This window comes from Methanothermobacter sp. KEPCO-1 (genome assembly GCF_008033705.1).
Taxonomy (GTDB): domain Archaea; phylum Methanobacteriota; class Methanobacteria; order Methanobacteriales; family Methanothermobacteraceae; genus Methanothermobacter; species Methanothermobacter marburgensis.
The window spans coordinates 427,501-441,284 of sequence record NZ_CP042937.1 but is presented as its reverse complement, the minus strand read 5'-3'; the positions used below and the strand labels follow the sequence as shown (position 1 = coordinate 441,284).

19 protein-coding genes (1 of these 19 running past the window's edge) are annotated in these 13,784 nt (G+C 48.0%); 15 read left to right on the top strand and 4 right to left on the bottom strand.

Annotation, left to right across the window (positions count from 1 at the left end; translation table 11 throughout):
* The first annotated feature begins 9 nt into the window (after nt 1-9).
* Genes FVF72_RS02370 through mtnA form a run of 6 tightly spaced genes read left to right on the top strand, consistent with a single transcriptional unit; the run spans nt 10 to nt 4,431 of the window.
* The gene (locus FVF72_RS02370; protein ID WP_147671079.1) at nt 10-381 is read left to right on the top strand and encodes a DUF2111 domain-containing protein; all 372 of its coding nucleotides are present in this window, start codon (nt 10-12) and stop codon (nt 379-381) included.
* Nucleotides 378-824, top strand: a complete 447-nt coding sequence (locus tag FVF72_RS02365; protein WP_147671078.1) for a methanogenesis marker 5 protein — start codon at nt 378-380, stop codon at nt 822-824. Before FVF72_RS02370 ends, FVF72_RS02365 begins: the two co-directional genes overlap by 4 nt.
* Nucleotides 817-2,055, top strand: coding sequence for a methanogenesis marker 15 protein (locus tag FVF72_RS02360; protein ID WP_147671077.1), 1,239 nt, complete (start codon nt 817-819; stop codon nt 2,053-2,055). Before FVF72_RS02365 ends, FVF72_RS02360 begins: the two co-directional genes overlap by 8 nt.
* 1 nt (nt 2,056) lies before the next feature.
* The gene (locus FVF72_RS02355; protein WP_147671972.1) at nt 2,057-2,614 is read left to right on the top strand and encodes a methanogenesis marker 17 protein; all 558 of its coding nucleotides are present in this window, start codon (nt 2,057-2,059) and stop codon (nt 2,612-2,614) included.
* Between the two features lie 4 nt (nt 2,615-2,618).
* Complete coding sequence (gene nifB, locus FVF72_RS02350; RefSeq protein WP_147671076.1) at nt 2,619-3,485, top strand: FeMo cofactor biosynthesis protein NifB; 867 nt, start codon at nt 2,619-2,621, stop codon at nt 3,483-3,485.
* A 16-nt stretch (nt 3,486-3,501) separates the two neighbouring features.
* The gene (gene mtnA, locus FVF72_RS02345; RefSeq protein WP_147671075.1) at nt 3,502-4,431 is read left to right on the top strand and encodes an S-methyl-5-thioribose-1-phosphate isomerase; all 930 of its coding nucleotides are present in this window, start codon (nt 3,502-3,504) and stop codon (nt 4,429-4,431) included.
* 49 nt (nt 4,432-4,480) lie between these two features.
* Here mtnA and FVF72_RS02340 read toward each other — a convergent pair whose 3' ends face one another.
* Complete coding sequence (locus tag FVF72_RS02340; protein ID WP_013295271.1) at nt 4,481-5,497, bottom strand: class I SAM-dependent methyltransferase family protein; 1,017 nt, start codon at nt 5,495-5,497, stop codon at nt 4,481-4,483.
* Nucleotides 5,498-5,584: 87 nt separating this feature from the next.
* On the opposite strand from FVF72_RS02340, the gene dph5 reads away from it, so the two are divergent.
* Nucleotides 5,585-6,379, top strand: coding sequence for a diphthine synthase (gene dph5, locus FVF72_RS02335; RefSeq protein WP_013295272.1), 795 nt, complete (start codon nt 5,585-5,587; stop codon nt 6,377-6,379).
* Here the strand turns inward: dph5 and FVF72_RS02330 are convergent, their stop codons facing one another.
* Nucleotides 6,380-6,577 (bottom strand): hypothetical protein, encoded by a 198-nt coding sequence (locus FVF72_RS02330; RefSeq protein WP_013295273.1) that lies wholly within the window; start codon nt 6,575-6,577, stop codon nt 6,380-6,382.
* 223 nt (nt 6,578-6,800) lie between these two features.
* Here FVF72_RS02330 and FVF72_RS02325 point away from each other — a divergent pair, with 223 nt between their 5' ends.
* Complete coding sequence (locus FVF72_RS02325; RefSeq protein ID WP_013295274.1) at nt 6,801-7,385, top strand: class I SAM-dependent methyltransferase; 585 nt, start codon at nt 6,801-6,803, stop codon at nt 7,383-7,385.
* On the opposite strand, the gene FVF72_RS02320 is transcribed toward FVF72_RS02325, so the two are convergent.
* The gene (locus FVF72_RS02320) at nt 7,379-8,116 is read right to left on the bottom strand and encodes an archaeosine tRNA-ribosyltransferase (protein ID WP_147671074.1); all 738 of its coding nucleotides are present in this window, start codon (nt 8,114-8,116) and stop codon (nt 7,379-7,381) included. The two genes, FVF72_RS02325 and FVF72_RS02320, sit on opposite strands and share 7 nt — an antisense overlap.
* Before the next feature lie 228 nt (nt 8,117-8,344).
* Between FVF72_RS02320 and hdrC the strand changes: the two genes are divergently transcribed.
* The 7 genes from hdrC to FVF72_RS02285 are packed head-to-tail and all read left to right on the top strand — an operon-like array spanning nt 8,345 to nt 13,114.
* The gene (gene hdrC / locus FVF72_RS09380) at nt 8,345-9,298 is read left to right on the top strand and encodes a CoB--CoM heterodisulfide reductase subunit C (RefSeq protein WP_255503771.1); all 954 of its coding nucleotides are present in this window, start codon (nt 8,345-8,347) and stop codon (nt 9,296-9,298) included.
* Nucleotides 9,299-9,310: 12 nt separating this feature from the next.
* Nucleotides 9,311-10,219: a CoB--CoM heterodisulfide reductase subunit B gene (gene hdrB / locus FVF72_RS02310; protein WP_013295277.1), complete on the top strand. Its 909-nt coding sequence runs from the start codon at nt 9,311-9,313 to the stop codon at nt 10,217-10,219.
* A 56-nt stretch (nt 10,220-10,275) separates the two neighbouring features.
* Entirely contained in the window at nt 10,276-10,542 is a 267-nt protein-coding gene (locus FVF72_RS02305) for a DUF749 domain-containing protein (protein ID WP_147671073.1), read from the top strand.
* Nucleotides 10,539-11,063, top strand: a complete 525-nt coding sequence (locus FVF72_RS02300) for a DUF2096 domain-containing protein (protein WP_147671072.1) — start codon at nt 10,539-10,541, stop codon at nt 11,061-11,063. The genes FVF72_RS02305 and FVF72_RS02300 overlap by 4 nt, the downstream gene beginning before the upstream one ends.
* A gap of 18 nt (nt 11,064-11,081) precedes the next feature.
* Nucleotides 11,082-11,753, top strand: coding sequence for a metallophosphoesterase (locus FVF72_RS02295; protein ID WP_147671071.1), 672 nt, complete (start codon nt 11,082-11,084; stop codon nt 11,751-11,753).
* Nucleotides 11,754-11,805: 52 nt separating this feature from the next.
* A complete protein-coding gene (locus tag FVF72_RS02290; protein WP_048176423.1) occupies nt 11,806-12,726 on the top strand; it encodes a 2-phosphoglycerate kinase in 921 nt (306 codons plus the stop codon).
* 19 nt (nt 12,727-12,745) lie between these two features.
* Nucleotides 12,746-13,114, top strand: coding sequence for a CBS domain-containing protein (locus tag FVF72_RS02285; RefSeq protein ID WP_048901268.1), 369 nt, complete (start codon nt 12,746-12,748; stop codon nt 13,112-13,114).
* Here the strand turns inward: FVF72_RS02285 and FVF72_RS02280 are convergent.
* A protein-coding gene (locus FVF72_RS02280; protein WP_147671070.1) for an inorganic phosphate transporter crosses the window boundary here: on the bottom strand, nt 13,101-13,784 show its 3' portion. 306 nt of this gene lie beyond the right edge of the window; only the last 684 of its 990 coding nucleotides appear in the window; the start codon falls outside the window, past its right edge; its stop codon occupies nt 13,101-13,103. The genes FVF72_RS02285 and FVF72_RS02280 overlap by 14 nt on opposite strands.

Below are 13,784 nucleotides of genomic sequence, written 5' to 3'. Positions count from 1 at the left end.
CTGATTGAAATGAAAATAACTTCATCATCCACTGGAGAGGAACTCAAGGAACTTGGAATGTGTATACATGAACTTGTAAGCCGCCTTCCCCTCACAATAAGGAGCCGGGAAGCAAAGGGTCTTCGAATAGAGGACGGCCGGGTGATCGATGACAGCTACACCGGACCGGTACTGGAAAAGGTCCTTGAATCAGGGGAGATAGCAAGGGAGACACCTGAGAGGGGACCCTACAAGGGAATACCCGTGGTCGTGGTACCCCTGAAGGAGAAGGGTGAGGTTCTCTGTGCAGTGGGAATCGTTGATGCCACAAAGGGTCTCTTCACAGACATGGTTGAAATAGCCAGAAGGCCCCAGGAGGGAGACAGGGGGGAATTCTATTGAAGATAGCGATATTTCCACCAAATTCACTTATACTTGCAGATCTTGTTGAAAGAAGGGGACATGAGCCCCTTGTAATCCAGAAGGAAATCAGGCAGAAGGTAACAGACCCTGAAATCGATTCACCACCCTTCAACATAACCGAGGAGGACCCGATAAGGGGCCTGAAATACGCGGCAATAGAGGTTCCCTCAGGTGTGAGGGGGAGAATGGCAATCCTTGGACCCCTCATAGAGGAGGCAGATGCCGCCATAATAATGGAGGAGGCCCCCTTTGGTTTTGGGTGCATAGGGTGCGCAAGGACCAATGAACTCTGCGTATTCCAGCTCAGAAAGAGAGGTATACCCACACTTGAACTGAAATACCCCACAACAAGGGAAGAGACAATAGATGTGGTTAACAGGATAAACAAATTCCTGGACGAACTGGAGGCTCAAAATGGTTAAAATAGCCCAGATTTCATGCGGAACCGACTACAGCGGTGTTCAGAAGGAAATTGAAAAGGCAGCGAGGACCTTCGGGGCCGAAATAGTGATCCCCGAGGCCGACCTTGACTACATAGATGAGGCCTATGAAAAATTTGGGTTCAACTGTGCCAGTTCAAGCCTGAAACTCATGATAGCAAGGGCAATGTCAATCGTTGAGGGCAAAACAGATGCAGATGCGGTTTTCATAGCAACCTGCTTCAGGTGTGCAGAGGGAGCCCTTGTAAGGAATGAGATAAGGAGGTTCATACAGCAGAACACAAGGCTTCCGGTTGTAACCTACTCATTCACAGAGAGAACAAAGGCCGATGAGCTCTTCATACGTATGGAGGCGCTCTCAACAATAGTGGCAAGGAAGAGCATACTTGCAAGGGAGAAACAGGAGGGCCTAACCCTTGGAATCGATTCAGGTTCAACAACCACCAAGGTAGTGCTGATGGAGGATAACGAGGTCATAGGAACAGGATGGCTTCCCACAACAGATGTCCTTGGCTCCGCAGAGAAGGGCATAGAGGAGGCCCTCGCAGGCACAGGTTACACGATTAAGGACCTTGATGGGATAGGAGTTACAGGTTACGGCAGGTTAACCATAGGGAAACATTACGGGGCCGACCTCATACAGGAGGAGCTCAGCGTGAACTCCAAGGGTGCGGTGTTCCTTGCAGACCACCAGAAGGGGGAGGCAACGGTCCTGGATATAGGTGGTATGGACAACAAGGTCATAACCGTCAACGATGGAATACCCGACAACTTCACCATGGGAGGTATCTGCGCCGGTGCATCAGGGCGTTTCCTGGAGATAACAGCCAGGAGGCTTGGAGTGGAGATAGATGAACTTGGAAGCCTGGCAATGAAGGGGGACTACCGGAAGGCGATGCTCAACAGTTACTGCATAGTCTTTGGTATACAGGACCTTGTAACCGCACTTGCAGCGGGAGTTTCAAGGGAGGATGCAGCAGCCGCGGCATGCCACTCGGTGGCCGAACAGGTATATGAACAGCAGCTCCAGGAGATAGATGTGAGGGAACCCCTCATACAGGTGGGTGGAACATCCCTTATAGAGGGCCTTGTTAAGGCGGTAAGTGATATTCTGGGCGGCATCGATGTCATCGTACCCCCATATTCACAGCACATAGGCGCAGTTGGAGCGGCCCTCCTTGTTTCTGGAATGAAAGACATCAGTGAGGGTTAAAATGGGGATAAATGTTGAGTGCTACGACCCCCGGGGTGCAGAGGTCTATGAGATAATAGCCCGCCAGGTTCTCCAGGATCTCCAGCTTGCAAGGGCAGTTGATGACCTGAGGATATGGGTTGATCCCAGGGAGCCGGTCTTCATCATAGCGGTTAAGACACAGAGGACCTCTGAGCCGATTTACCTTGAGGACATGGCTGAGATGGAGGTTGATAAGGCCACCGGAGCAGTCCACCTGAGGATAAGGGACGAAACGTACCTTCCACAGCTACTTGAAAGGCTCTGGGAGACACAGGGACGTGGCAGGGTACGGCAGCCCTCCCGATTTGAGGTGGTGGTTGAGGACCCCATCTCGGATATCAGCGGAATGACGGTCCACGACCCCTCAATGAACCTGAGGAAGAGGGTCTACGATGCAATATTCCGTATAATACCAGAGGGATTCCGGGTTATAAGGGACCTTTCGGAGGATAACATAATAGCCCTCGTATGTACCGATGAGGTGCTCAGGGATGAATGGATTTTAAAGGCCAGGGAGATAATAGACGATATGAGGTGAAAACATGCCCGACCAGAGACAGACACGCTTTGCCCACATAACAAAGGCTCACCCCTGCTTCAATGAGAAACTGCACGACAGGGTTGGAAGGATCCACCTGCCCATCGCACCCCGCTGCAATATCCACTGCAAGTTCTGCACAAGGGATATCAGCGAATGCGAAAACCGACCAGGGGTCACTGCAAGGATCATGACCGCTGAGGATGCAGTAAAGCACGTTGAGAATGTTAAGAACGAGATGCCCATAAGTGTAATAGGGGTCGCAGGACCCGGCGATGCCCTTGCAAATGAGGAGACCTTCGAGTTCTTCAAAAAGGCCAGCAAGAAGTTCCCGGACCTCCTAAAATGCCTCAGCACCAACGGCCTGCTCCTTCCAGATAAGGCTGATGAACTGGCAGAGATTGGTGTTAACACAGTCACAGTAACCGTGAACGCCATTGACCCTGACGTAGGTGAGAAGATATACTCCTTTGTTATCTACAAGGATAAGGTCTACCATGGAAGGGAGGCCTTCGAGGTTCTCTCAAGGAACCAGCTTGAGGGTATAGAGAAACTTGCAGAGAAGGGTATCATTGTTAAGGTCAACAGTGTACTCATACCTGGCCTCAACGATGAACACATAGTCGACATTGCAAGGGAGGTTAAAAAGAGGGGAGCCTCCCTCATGAACGTTATACCACTCATACCGATGGGTGAGATGGAGGACTACCCACGGCCAACCTGTGAGGAGATCGAGAGGGTCAGGAACGAGGTTGAAAAGATAATACCCGTATTCAGGGCATGCACACAGTGCAGGGCAGACGCCTACGGCATCCCAGGGAAAAAGGGTGCCGACAAGCACCTTGACATGACACCAGCGAGCCACTACTGAAAATCCCGTGATAACCATGAAGACACTGGAATGGAAGGACAACCGACTCATTCTTATAGATCAGAGAAAACTTCCCGATTCACTGGAGTACTTTCAGTGTGAAAACTACCGGGACGTCATATACGCAATAAAAAACATGGTTGTAAGGGGCGCACCGGCCATTGGGGTAACAGCAGCGTTTGGAGTTGCCCTGGCAGACCTTGCAGGCGAGGACACTAAAAGGGCTGCAGAGGAGATAAGGTCGTCAAGGCCAACCGCAGTGAACCTTTTCTGGGCAGTGGACCGTGTAATGAAATCCGGGTCCCCACTTGACGAGGCCCTGAAGATCTACAGGGAGGATATGGAGACCAACAGGGCCATAGGGGCTCATGGGGCCAGCATAATCCATGATGGAGATACAATCTTAACCCACTGCAATGCAGGCGCCCTTGCCTGTGTTGACTACGGCACGGCCCTGGGTGTTGTGAGGGCCGCCAGGGATCAGGGAAAGAATATAACGGTTATATGTGATGAGACAAGGCCCGTGGGACAGGGCGCCCGTTTGAGTGTCTGGGAGATGCAGCAGGAGGGCATACCTGTTAAACTGATAGCGGACGTTGCAGCAGGGTACCTCATGCAGAGGGGAATGATAGATAAGGTTATAATAGGCGCTGACCGTGTGGCAGAGGGCGGTGTGGCAAACAAGATAGGGTCACTCATGGTTGCACTCTCAGCAAAACGGTTCAATGTACCCTTTTACGTTGCAGCACCACTCAGCACCTTTGACAGGGAAAATTCAATTTATGATGTTGAGATCGAGGAAAGAAGCCCTGAAGAGGTCCTATATTATGGCGGCTGCAGGATAGCCCCGGAAAATACCGAGGTCATCAACCCTGCATTTGACATAGTACCCTCTGATCTTATAGACGGCATCATAACAGAGGAGGGTATAGTTGATCCATTGTGATTTCAGCTCTTTTAGGTAATGGTTGGCGTGTTCTTAGCGTGTTCTGATCTCACCCCTTTTTTATTCTTGCGTCGATACCAATATGCCACACACCTGGGCTCCTTGACTTCACCCTTCTCCTATCCAGGATCTCCACTTTGAAGGGTGCCGCGGCGTCCCTCAGGCGTTTCACAGGGGTTTCGAAGTCCCTTGAAAATTCATAGTAGTGTATGATGCCCCCATCCCTGACTGCCCGGATGGCGTCATCAAGAAATTCGCAGGCAGTTCCCGGGAGATTCATGATCACATGGTCTGCAAAGCACTCCTTATCATTTAGGAAATCCTGCACATCACCCTCAACAGGGACTATGATATCCTCTGCCCGGTTCAGACGGGCATTTTCTCTGATGTAACCGACAGCAGCGGGGTTTATGTCAACAGCGTATATCCTGGATGCCTTTCCATGCCTTGCAACTGCAACTGCAAAGGGCCCGGCACCTGCGAACATGTCAAGGACAACATCCCCCTCCTTCACCTGCCTGGCAACGATCTCCCTCTCATTGGCAAGGCGGGGGCTGAAGTACACACTCCTTATATCAACCTTTATACGGCTCCCGTACTCCCTATGGACGGTTTCAGATACCGGAGAACCTGCAATGAGTTCAAGGTCCCTGGTCCTTGTAACACCCTTCACCCCACTCCTCTTCATGTACACGGCACTCCGCCCTGTGAATTTAAGGGCGGCCTCACCTATTGCATGCCTGTACTCATGGAGCTCCTCGGGTATTTCAAGGATAACGGTATCCCCTATTATATCAAAGGACCGTCTGATGGATGCAAGCACGTCCTCAGGGATCCTGGATTTCAGCATATCAGTAAAACTTCGTGGGGAGCGTTTACTTCTCTCAAAAACATCATCGATGACCTCAACATCATCAAATTCCCCTGCAATCCCGGTGTCGATCACCGGTATGTAAACATGGCTTTCATCCCTCTTTATCCTGTAATCCCTGTTAAGGAGAGACTTCTCAGTTAAAATCCTGATTATGTCATTGGCCTTTTTCTTTGGAACCTTTAAACCCTTCATGGTGAACTTCCTGTTACAGTTTAAGCCACTTATATACTGGTTTTCCTGAAACATTATATAACGTTATGATTTATGAGAGGGTGAGAGATGCTTTACATAATTGGACTTGGACTTTACGATGAAAATGACATATCAGTTAAGGGCCTGAAGGCCTTAAAGGCCTGCAGCAGGGTTTACGCTGAATTCTACACTGCAATCCTTCAGGGTGCCAGTTTATCTGCAATTGAGGAGTTAACCGGTAAGGATATAGATATACTGCGCAGGGAGGAAATTGAGGAGGAAAGGATACCACTTCTTGAGGCAGAAAAATCCGATGTGGCACTCCTTGTCCCGGGGGACCCCCTCGTTGCAACCACACATACAGAACTGATCCTGGACGCAAGGAGGAGGGGCATAGAGACAAGGGTCATTCATGCATCATCAATAATATCCGCTGCACCGGGCCTTGCAGGGCTGCAGGCCTACAAATTCGGGAGGATAATTACGGTACCATTCACATCAGAAAATTACTTCCCAACATCCCCCTACGTTAATATAAGGGATAACCTTGAGAGGGATTCCCATTCACTGGTGCTCCTGGATATAGAGGCCCATAAAAGGAGGTACATGACTGCAAATGAGGGCCTTGAATACCTGCTGCGGGCATCAGAGAAACTTGGTGATGACACAATCAATGAAAAGACCCTGGCAGTTGTAATTGCAAGGGCAGGTTCTGAAAGACCCCTTGTGAGGGCTGATGCAATATCCTCACTTATTAAGGAGGACTTTGGGGATCCACTTCACTGTCTTGTTGTCCCCGGCGCACTCCACTTCATCGAGGCCGAGTACCTTGTTGAGGTTGCAGGCGCGCCCCGCTCCATTGTGGAGGGGATGATAATCTGATTACCTTAGGAGGTATTCGCACTTTTCAACGTTTTGCAGGGGTATTATTATCTCCCTTTTACCGAACTCCCTCTCAGAGAAGCTCACCAGTATAAAGCACTTCTCCTTATCAACCTTTATATTTTCCACCCCAAACTCACCCCTCTTGAAGTGGTGTACCGTGCCATTTGTCATGGTGAGCTCCATCTTTTCTATCATATTAAGACACCATTTAATAATTCTCTCCCGGCACCTATTTATAAATGCCTTCGGGATCCGAACATCACTTTTTAAAGCACTGTAATGATGCTCTTCATTGGCGATCCAGTTTGATCATGTTGGTTAAAGCACTGTAATGAACTGCAAAATCAAGGGTTAAGATCCACCAGGGAGATCGTGAAAATTTTTATCATATAAAAAAGAGATACAGTATGGTGTTAACATGGCCCGTAAGATCCATGTCGATGGCGGTAAATCGACAAGGGACCTCATAGATGCTAAAAAGCTCATTGAGATGCTTCCATTGAAGGCCGGGGACACGTTTCTTGATGCTGGCTGTGGCGATGGCTTTATTTCACTTGAAGCAGCATCTGCTGTTGGTGATGAGGGAAGGGTCATCGCGGTTGATGTATACCCAGAATCGGTTGTGATCCTGAGGTCCAGAATAGGCAGAAGGAGTAACATACTACCCCTGGTTGCCGATATAACCCATAGACTGCCGGTTCCTGATAGAACAGTTGACATTTACTTCATGGCCAACGTTTTCCATGGGATAGTGGTCAACGGCGAGGTTGAACCACTGATGGCCGAGGTCAAAAGACTCCTCAGCAGGAGTGGAAGGCTGGTGGTGGTTGATTTTAAAAAGGTAGATGGAACCCCGGGACCGCACATGGATCTAAGGCTGTCAGAGGATGAGGTCATAGAGATCCTTGAAGATCATGGTTTCACTGTGGAGTCCGTGGGGGATGCAGGACCCTATCATTATCTTATAATGGCGGCGCAGGGCTCTGAAAACCCCTATCAGTAGAGGGGGGTGTACTTCTGGAGGAATTCCTGCATTTCATGGTCCAGGATTCTGAGTGCAGACATGTTCTGGGGTGAGGAGGCAGCACGCTCCTCTACGAGGTTTCTCAGTGTACCGTTCTTTATGTGTTCACGGACCTCCCGCAGCACCAGATCCAGTGTCAATCTGTTCCTTTCAATCAGTTCATCTGTACTGTAACTGCAGATCCGGTAGGTGTCCAGGGGATAGGTATGGGTCTCGGTGAACAGAACGTTGATCATACCATAGAACTCTGCAGCGGCATCTGAGAACACATCCACACCCATATATGCAAGCAGGGGGATGAAAGCTGGAGGGGAGAATGCTGAACACAGCATGGTCTCAGGTTTTATGGCCTCACGTATTCCAGTCAGAATCCGAACCATCTCCATGGGTCTCTGGAGCAGTTCATCCATATTTGCCACTATGAGTTTCCTGAAACCAATCTCCTCAAGTTCAAGGGCGCATCTTACTCTGAGGTCAGTATAGCGGGATCCATGTATGAATGCGTATTCTGAATCAGATTCAGAGGCCATCTCCAGGGTTTCACTGACACCCCACTCTGCGATTTCCCGGGGTACATTGTGTGGGATGGTTTCATAGGGGGCGATATCCATCTTTTCATATTTAACAAGCAGGGGAGTTTCAGAATCTCCAAGAAGACCCAGCCGTGCGGGTCCGTCATGTAATTTTATCTGATATTCAGTCTTGCTCATTGCTTACACCGTCTGTTATTTACTTGGAGTCAGGGATTACTTAACCATTACAGTCTTGCTCAGGGTGCAGTCTGTCACTTACCGTTATCAGTGGATACAATCATCATGTGTCACCTTAAAGGTTACACATCGGCAAATTTTAGGAATCTTTATATACCCATAAAAATCACAGTCTAATAAGAAAAATCTGAGGTTTGCTAACCAGGGATCTTTCAGGGTGTGAAAACAATGTCAGTTCTAAAACGCCTAAAAGAAATGTTGATGGGTGAGAAGAAGGAAGAGGACAGTAAAACAGAGAAGCCAGAGAAAACAGAGACCCCAACAGAGTCCACCAAACAGGAAGAAAAACCTCAACCTCAAGAAAAACCTTCAGATGAACCCTCCATATCTGCAGAAACAGAAAAATCAGAGGAACCTCAAAAGGTTGAAGAACCTGTGGGGGCCTCTGAGGAAGCATCAGCTGAAGAACCCGAAACTGCAGATGTTGAGGATGATGAATCTGAAGAAACTGCTGAAACCTCCCATGAGGATGAGGAGGTAGTTGAGGATGAAGACTCTTCGGAGGATTCTGATTCTGAAGAAGAATCAGAGGAGGAAGAGGAGAAAAGCGAAAGGAGTGATATAATGACCCTACTGCAGAGAGAAGAAAACATAATCAGAAAGGGTAATATTGACAAGGAGTTCTCTGAAAAAATAAAGGCCGCAGGCGGTGACAGTCTGGAATACTGTTTCCAGTGCGGTACATGCACAGGATCCTGCCCATCTGGAAGAAGAACCCCTTACAGGGTAAGACAGATAATAAGGAAGGCAAATGTTGGATTAAAGGATGAAATAATCTCAGATCCAACCCTCTGGATGTGCACAACATGTTACTCCTGCCAGGAAAGGTGCCCACGTAAGGTCAAAATCGTGGATGTCGTGAAACTTGCAAGGAACGAAGCAGCCAAAGCAGGATTCATGGCACCAGCACACAAGGCAGTTGGATCATTCGTTATAAAAACAGGTCACGGAGTACCAATCAACGACGCAACAATGGAGCTTCGAAAGGCTGTTGGTCTTGGAGAACTACCACCAACAACACACCAGTTCCCTGAAGCACTTGAAGAGGTTCAGAAAATCATCAAGGCAACAGGCTTTGACCAGTTAATAGGCTACAACTGGGAAACAGGTGAACTTGAATAAGGAGGCATGCAAATGGAAATCGCATACTTTTTAGGATGTATCATGAACAACAGGTACCCTGGAATTGAAAAGGCAACAAGGGTTCTATTCGATAAACTCGGAATCGAACTGAAGGACATGGAAGGAGCATCCTGCTGTCCAGCACCAGGAGTATTCGGTTCATTCGATAAAACAACATGGGCCGCAATAGCAGCAAGGAACATAACAATCGCCGAGGACATGGGCGCAGACATCATGACCGAGTGTAACGGATGCTTCGGTTCACTCTTCGAGACAAACCACCTCCTCAAGGAAGACGAGGAGATGAAGGCAAAAATCAATGAAATCCTCAAGGAGACTGGCAGGGAATACAAAGGTGAAGTCAACGTCAGGCATTTTGCTGAAGTACTGTACAACGATGTTGGACTTGACAAACTCTCAGAACTAGTTGAAAAGCCCCTCAACCTCAACGTTGCAGTGCACTACGGATGCCACTTCCTCAAACCAAGCGATGAGATAAACATAGACAACCCTGAAAGACCAACCATACTGGACGAAATCGTTGAGGTAACCGGTGCGAAATCCGTTGAATACAAGGACAAGATGATGTGCTGCGGTGCCGGTGGTGGAGTGAGATCAAGGGACCTGGACGTTGCACTTGACTTCACAAGGGAAAAACTCACAAACATGAAGGAAGCCGGTGTTGACGCAATAGTAAACGTCTGCCCATTCTGCCACCTCCAGTTTGACGTTGGTCAGATGGAGATAAAGGACAAGTTCGGCGAGGAATTCGACATTCCGGTACTTCACCTCGCACAGCTACTTGGACTTGCAATGGGTCTTCCAAAAGAGGACCTTGTGGTTGACGCCCACCAGGTATGCGTCGACGAGTGCCTTGAAAAGCTCGAGGAACTCGACCGCCTGGCACCTGGAAGCGGTTAATACCACAAATTAATTATTTTTTTCAGGGATTTAAAATCCCAAAGTGAGGTGTTTTTTTGTTTATAGCTACTTTGAAGGGAATATTTACTTTGAAGGATCTTCCAGAAGAATTCAAATCCTTTGTGGACTACAAGGCAGGCCTTGAGAAGAAGGAATTATCTGATGACGACGAGGTGGCCATACTATCCATCCAGGGCACACAGAGCAACCATGTGCTCATCCTCAGCTCCTACAGTAACGTTGAGGAGATCCGAAAGGAACTTGAAGAGGCAGGTGCAAAGATAAACCACACAACCCTAAAAATTCTGGAAGGACATCTATGACACTCCCTGTTGAACAGACATGGTTCGTGCTTGTTGAACTCCTGACAGACCTTCGAAAGAAGGATGTTGATGTCCCAGTGGAAATTACAGAGGATATAAGGCTTGTGAGGACATCAATCAACTTCTATAAATCAGATACAGAGAACCCTGAGATGATCAGGGAGCTTAAGAGAATAAACGATATGCTCAACTCTATCCAGGAGAAACTCCTTGAACTTGCAGAGGCAGTGGCCCCTGATTACCCTGAGGAATGGATTGAAAAATTAAAGAGGGCCTCAAGGGGTGAGGAGGTTCACAAACCCCCCGAAACAAAGTCAAGGTTTATTGTTGGAGCCCCACCGGGATTTGCAGCTGCAAGGGTGCACCTTAAGGAACCAATAGCCGAGGACAGGGTTCAGGATATTGCCGAAACCCACAGCCTTATAATTGAATTTGAAGAAGACGATCTTCTAGCCGTTTATGGCGATTCAGAGGATATAAAAAAGGGTTTAAAGGAGATAGGCTCCTTCTTCAGGGAATAATGTGGAGTGTGATTTTTCATGAAAATCCTCGCTGTAAGTGATCTTCATGGTTCAAACATACCGGAACTTCACAGGTTTATAATGGATAACCGCGTTGACCTCATTGTTGTGGCGGGTGACATAACACACTTCGGGCCGGCGGAACTCGTTGAGGAGCTCCTGAATGATCTGGCATCCCACAACATCCCTGTTGTTGCCGTACCCGGGAACTGCGATCCCCATGGGGCTGTGGCTAAAATAGAAAACTCAAAGGCCGTGAATATTCATGGAAGATCCATTAACATCAAGGATATTGCCATATGCGGCCTTGGGGGTTCAAACCCAACACCATTCAACACACCCCTTGAACTGGATGAGGATGAAATAAAATCGGAACTGGACGACCTCATGGAAAGGTCTGGTGAAGGAGATGTTCTTATTCTTGTAACCCATGCACCACCACATGGAACATCGGTTGATAGAATTCCATCCGGGGACAATGTTGGAAGCATGGGTGTGAGGGATGTTATAGAAAGACACCAGCCCTGCCTGAACATCTGTGGCCACATCCACGAGTCCCCTGGAGTGGACCGTATAGGTGAAACCATCGTGGTCAACCCGGGACAGCTTTCAGATGGCAGAGCAGCCCTCATTGAAATTGAAGATGATGGATCCATAACTGCTGAAATTTTAAATCTCAGATCCAGTTAAATATATAAAAACTGGATTTCAGAGTATGACAAGTTCTTTTTGAGGTGAGACCATGATCATGGTTCAGGGAGAAGTAAGCGGAAAAAAATACACGGAGCCCTTCTCCAAGGGCGTTCTGGCACGTTCACTGACCAGGGCAGAGATGGACCCTAACAAGGCATACACATTTGCTTCCAGAATTGAGGCTCACCTTAAAAAGAATAAGGTCGATGTCATAACAATAGAGGAACTCGTTGATGTGGTCTCAGAGCACCTGAAAAGGGAGGATCCTGAGGTAGCAGAGAAGTACATGCTCTGGAGACGAATAAGGCAGTGCAAGGAGCCCCTGATAATACTCATAGGGGGGGCCTCAGGTGTTGGAACATCATCAATTGCCTTTGAGGTTGCAAACCGCCTTGGCATAAGGAACATGATAAGTACCGACATGATAAGGGAGGTAATGCGTAAAATAGTCTCCAGGGAACTTCTCCCGTCCATATATGAATCAAGCTACACAGCGTACCAGTCCCTCAGAATACCCCCACCACCTGAACTTGACGAGGTTCTCATTGGATTCAGGGATCACGTGGACACTGTGAGCATCGGTGTGGAGGCCGTAATTGAGAGGGCCCTCACAGAGGGTATAAGCATAGTGATTGAGGGCGTGCATATAGTCCCCGGATTTATAAGGGATGACCTCATAAACAAGGAAAATGTTGCAATGTTTGTCCTCACGGTTTCAGATGAGAACGTCCATAAGGGGAGGTTCTATTCACGTTGCAGACAGATGTGGGCCAGAAGACCACTTAAAAGGTATATAAGTTACTTCTGGGCAATAAGGAGAATCCACAGATACATTGAGAGCCAGGCAAAGAAACACAATGTGCCTGTTATTGAGAATATAGATGTTGTAACCACGATAGACTCAATTATAAAATCACTGACAAAAACCAGTGTTAAGGGAGGAGAGAAAGGTGCTGAAAAAACTGAATGAAGTTAAGGTTAAGGATGTAATGACAGCTGATGTTATAACAGTTGAACCATCTGAGGACGTGGTTTTTGCATTTGAGAAACTGATGAAGCACAGGATAAGTGCTCTCCCTGTCCTTGATGAGGGTAAACTTGTTGGAATCGTAACCGCCTCAGACCTTGGTCACAACCTGATACTTGACAACTATGAACTTGGCACAACAGTTGGGGAGGTCATGGTCAGGGATGTTGCCACGGTGGCCCCTGATGAGACACTTGCTGACGCCATTGAGAAGATGAATGACTACTCCTCGGATGAGGGAATAATAAATCAGCTTGTTGTCATGTCCGATGGTGAGATGGTGGGAATAATTGCGGATGGGGATATTATAAGGGCCCTCAAAAGTCTTTAATGCATATAAAGCCTGTGATAGTATAAATTGCAGCTGATAGGATGACGCATGTGGGTATCGTGACTATCCATGTGTATGCTATGTGCCTTATCACGTCATACTCGACTGTTGATGTCCCATGTGCAATCCCAACACCTATCACCGATCCCACAAGGGTCTGTGTTGGCGATACAGGCATACCATAAGCCAGAAAGAGGTAAACGATAACTGCCGCCGATAGCTGGGCTGCAAAGCCCCTGCTTGGTGTGAGGTCTGTTATTCTTCTTCCAATTGTTTCTGTCACCCTGTTGCCAGCCAGCAGAATTCCTGAAGCAAGTCCAAGAGCCCCCAGTATTCTGATCCAGTAACCACCAGCATAACCCGTCGCAAATATAACACCTGTTGCAACTGCTATATCAACAGCCCCAAGGTTAAGGGCTGAAAACGAGGAACTCAGTATCTGAAGATATGAAAATACCTTTTCAAGTCGGTCTCGCATACCCATACCCTGAAGCGGTTTTATTAAAACCCTTCTGATGGATCTGTAGATTACAAATCCTGTGAGAAAACCTGCAACCGGTGACATAATCCAGCTCAGCACTATGAAGCCAACAACATCTGTTCTCATGTTCTGAATGCCGATACTTGCTATTCCGGCACCAATAACTGAACTTACAATGGCATCGGAACC